Here is a 3,413-nt window from a genome sequence, read left to right as displayed (position 1 = left end):
GCGCAACGCCCAGCCGATCTGCCCGACGCTGATCCGGGCGAACCGCGCGAAAAGGCCGATCTGCCAGATCCTTCGGACCGTGCCGCCGCCGTAGCGGTCCAGGTTTGCGGTCGTGCGTGGGTAGCGGGCGCGCAGCGCGCCGGGCGCCGATATCGCCGCCATGTCAGCGTCCCGTCCCGAACCGCACGCCGATCGTCGTCAGCACCACGTTGACGGCGAACAACGCGATCACGCACAGCACCAGGGTCTCGTTGACGGCGGTGCCGACGCCCTTGGGGCCGCCCTTCGTGGTCAGCCCTCGATAACAGCCGACGAGGCCGGCGATCAGACCGAAGGTGGCCGACTTCACCACCGAGATGATCACCTCGGGCAAGCCGGTGACCAGGGTGAGGGTGCTTACGTACGCGCCGGCCGAAAGATGTTGGATGTAAACGCCGAACAGAAAACCGCCGACCAGGCCGATCGTGATCACGGCGCCGTTGAGCAGTGTGCCGACGATCGTCGCGGCGACGACTCGCGGCACTACCAGTCGGTGGATGGGGTCGATGCCGAGCACCTCCATCGCGTCGATCTCCTCGCGGATGGTGCGCGCACCCAAGTCCGCGCAGATGGCTGTCGCTCCCGCGCCGGCGACCACCAGCACCGTGGTGAGTGGGCCGAGCTGGGTGACCGCCCCCAGCGCTGCGCCGGCCCCTGAAATGTCGGCGGCGCCGAACTCCGCCAGGAGGATGTTGAGGGTGAAGACGATGAGTACGGTCAGCGGAATCGCGACCGCCAGTGTTGGCAGCAGGGACACGCTGGTGATGAACCAGCCCTGCTCGACGGTCTCGCGCCACTGAAAACGCGGCCGGAACAACGCTTTTCCGGTCAGCACGCACATCCGGTAGAACCCACCGACCGCTTCGGCTCCCGGCTGGACCTGCTCGCGGATGTATGCCGTGATCGCTGTTTGGCTGGTCATGGCCGTGTCCCCCCCGCCGACGTCATCGCTGATTCCCGAGGTTGTCGAGTGCCGCAGACAAGGTTGTGTTCGCGTGGTCGAGTAGGTCCTGGGCCACGTTTTTCGCTGCGGTACCATCGCCGGCGCAGATCGCATCGGCTAATTTCCGGTAGGCATCCGGGTGGTTATCCTCCGCGGTCAGCGCGGCGCCGACGATAGGTAGCGCCGGTTCATATGCAGCGCGAAATCCGTTGAACATCAACCGGAACACGACCGAACCCGCGCCGTCGACCACATGCTCCCAGAATGTGAGCGCGTGGCGTTGCCACTCGATCGGGTCGTCTTCAGCATCCAAGGCGCGCAGCGAGTCGTCGAGTAATTGAGGCAGTTCCGGTCCATGTCGTTCGGCCGCCAACTCCGCGACCTTCGGACCGTTGCGCAGCCGAGCCTCCAGCAGGCTGTGGGCAACCGCGGTGTCGAGCTTGCCGTCGCGAAACAGCAGTTGCGGCAATAGATCCAGGCCGGCGTGCCGCCGGAAGTCGCGCACGGTGGTGACGCCGCCCTGGCGCACTTCGATGAGACCGGCGGCCGAAAGTCGCTTGAGCGCCTCTCGGACAGCGGGGCGAGATACCCCGAGCATCTCGGCCAGTCGGCGCTCGCTTGGCAGGGCCTCACCTGGCTGCATCTCCCCGCTGAGCACATCGGCGGCGATCTGCCCGAAAACCTCTTCAGGCACCGATCGGCGAGTCACGGGTTGCAGTGCCACGGCGGCAATTGTGGCAGGCAGTTGGTAAGAGGTCAAGTGGCCATACCAATTTACCGGCCGCACCGTCACATTGATCTCGCGCCGAGTGCCGTCACACGGACGTTGCCGCTGCCGGCGGGCAGACCTGACTAATGACTGATGCATCAATCATGGTGATACGATGCGGCGGCTGGCGATGCGACTCAACGGGTCGCGGGGCGGAGGAGCTTGATGGACGACGAGCTGCGATCGGCCGCGCTCCCGCGCTGGCGCGGCCGGGCCGGGCGCCTGGAAGTCTGGTACGCGACGCTGTCGGACCCGGTGACGCGGGCCGGACTGTGGGTCCATTACGAAACGGTGGCGCCGATGACGGGTTCGCCTTATGGGCACGGATGGGCGACGTGGTTTCCCGCCGATGGCCCACCGCGCACCGAACGCTTCGGCCCGCAACCGGTCGAACCGGCCGCCGGCACTGATTGGTTCCGGGTCGCCGACATGCGCATCACCTTCGAAGACCTGGCCGGACGCGCCGGATCGGCGGTCTGGGACCTGCGGTGGAAGGACACCGGTCCGCCGTTGTGGACCTTCCCGCGCCCGGCCTGGGAGCGCGAGCTGCTGCCCGGTGCGCAGGTGGTGCTCGCCCCGACCGCTGACTTCACCGGGTCGGTCAGCGTCGGCGGGGCCGACCATCGCGTCGACGGGTGGCGCGGCGGGGTGGCACATATCTACGGCCGCGGCAACGCCAGGCGCTGGGGCTGGCTGCATGCCGACCTCGGCGACGGCGACGTGGTCGAGGTGGTGACCGCGGTGTCGCACACACCCGGCCTGCGCAAACTGCCACCGATCGCGTTCGTGCGGTTCCGTATCGACGGGAAGGATTGGCCGGCAAGGGGTTTGCCGTCGCTACGGATGCGGACCACGCTGGGGCGATCGCACTGGCAGTTGGAGGGACGTATCGGCGGTCGCGGCGCGCTGATCCGGGTTGACATGCCGGCCGAGCGCTGCGTGAGTTTGGCGTACACCGATCCCGACGGTGCTGCGGCCGTCTGTACCAACACCGAACAGGCCGACATTCACATCGAGGTCGGCGACCGGCGGCGGTCGGTGAAGGGCACCGGCCACGCCGAGGTCGGCCTGCGCGGCGATGAGGCGCCTGCGGTCAACGAAAGGATTCCGTCGTGAGTTTTCTATTCGACCCACCGATGCTCGTCGCCTCCGGGGTGTTCATCGAGCGCGCCCTGCCCGCCGAGCAGCGGGATGTCGCCGAGGCCGCCACGTTGGGCGTGTTCTTCGGCGGCTCGTTCGGGCTGTACAACAACGTGCCCGGGCTGGGACTGCTGTGGCGGCCGTTCCGCGGCCGCAACGGTCGCGACTTCATGTGGAACAGCGGGGTTTTCGGCCTGAAGACCGATGAGCTGCGCTGGCCGATGCATGCGCTGGCCGGTGCTTTCTTCGCGACATATCCGTTCTTCCTCAAGCTCGGCCGCCGGCTGGGGCACCGGGCAACATGACCCGTCTGTCGCAACGGACGACCGCGGCGTTCGGTGCGGCGCTGCTACCCGAGGAGCGCGGCGGCCCGTCGCCGGCCGAGCTCGTCGAACGGGTCGACCGGTACGTCGCGCGGCTGCCGTCGACGTCCCGGATGGCGCTGCGCGCCGGGCTGCTATCGCTTTCGGCGGCAAGCTATCTCACCACCGGGCGGTCGCTGGCGCGGCTGGGCCCCGACGC

4 protein-coding genes and 2 pseudogenes are annotated in these 3,413 nt (G+C 67.9%); 3 read left to right on the top strand and 3 right to left on the bottom strand.

Annotation, left to right across the window (positions count from 1 at the left end):
- From ACRDTL_RS19795 to ACRDTL_RS19785, 3 genes and pseudogenes are all read right to left on the bottom strand, one after another.
- A pseudogene (locus tag ACRDTL_RS19795) lies at positions 1–162 on the bottom strand (ABC transporter permease); the annotation flags it as partial.
- A gap of 1 nt (position 163) precedes the next feature.
- Positions 164–961 (bottom strand): MlaE family ABC transporter permease, encoded by a 798-nt coding sequence (locus ACRDTL_RS19790; protein ID WP_431508393.1) that lies wholly within the window; start codon positions 959–961, stop codon positions 164–166.
- A 22-nt stretch (positions 962–983) separates the two neighbouring features.
- Entirely contained in the window at positions 984–1,706 is a 723-nt protein-coding gene (locus ACRDTL_RS19785) for a FadR/GntR family transcriptional regulator (RefSeq protein WP_431508392.1), read from the bottom strand.
- Between the two features lie 210 nt (positions 1,707–1,916).
- On the opposite strand from ACRDTL_RS19785, the gene ACRDTL_RS19780 reads away from it, so the two are divergent.
- The 3 genes and pseudogenes from ACRDTL_RS19780 to ACRDTL_RS19770 all read left to right on the top strand — a co-directional run.
- On the top strand, positions 1,917–2,867 hold the full coding sequence (locus ACRDTL_RS19780) for a hypothetical protein (RefSeq protein ID WP_431508391.1): 951 nt from the start codon (positions 1,917–1,919) through the stop codon (positions 2,865–2,867).
- Positions 2,864–3,196: a hypothetical protein gene (locus ACRDTL_RS19775; protein WP_431508390.1), complete on the top strand. Its 333-nt coding sequence runs from the start codon at positions 2,864–2,866 to the stop codon at positions 3,194–3,196. Before ACRDTL_RS19780 ends, ACRDTL_RS19775 begins: the two co-directional genes overlap by 4 nt.
- Positions 3,193–3,413, top strand: a pseudogene (locus ACRDTL_RS19770) (oxidoreductase); the annotation flags it as partial. The gene ACRDTL_RS19775 and the pseudogene ACRDTL_RS19770, both read left to right, overlap by 4 nt.

Source organism: Mycobacterium sp. (genome assembly GCF_050700595.1).
Classification (GTDB): Bacteria; Actinomycetota; Actinomycetes; order Mycobacteriales; family Mycobacteriaceae; genus Mycobacterium.
This window is presented reverse-complemented; position numbering and strand designations above follow the sequence as displayed.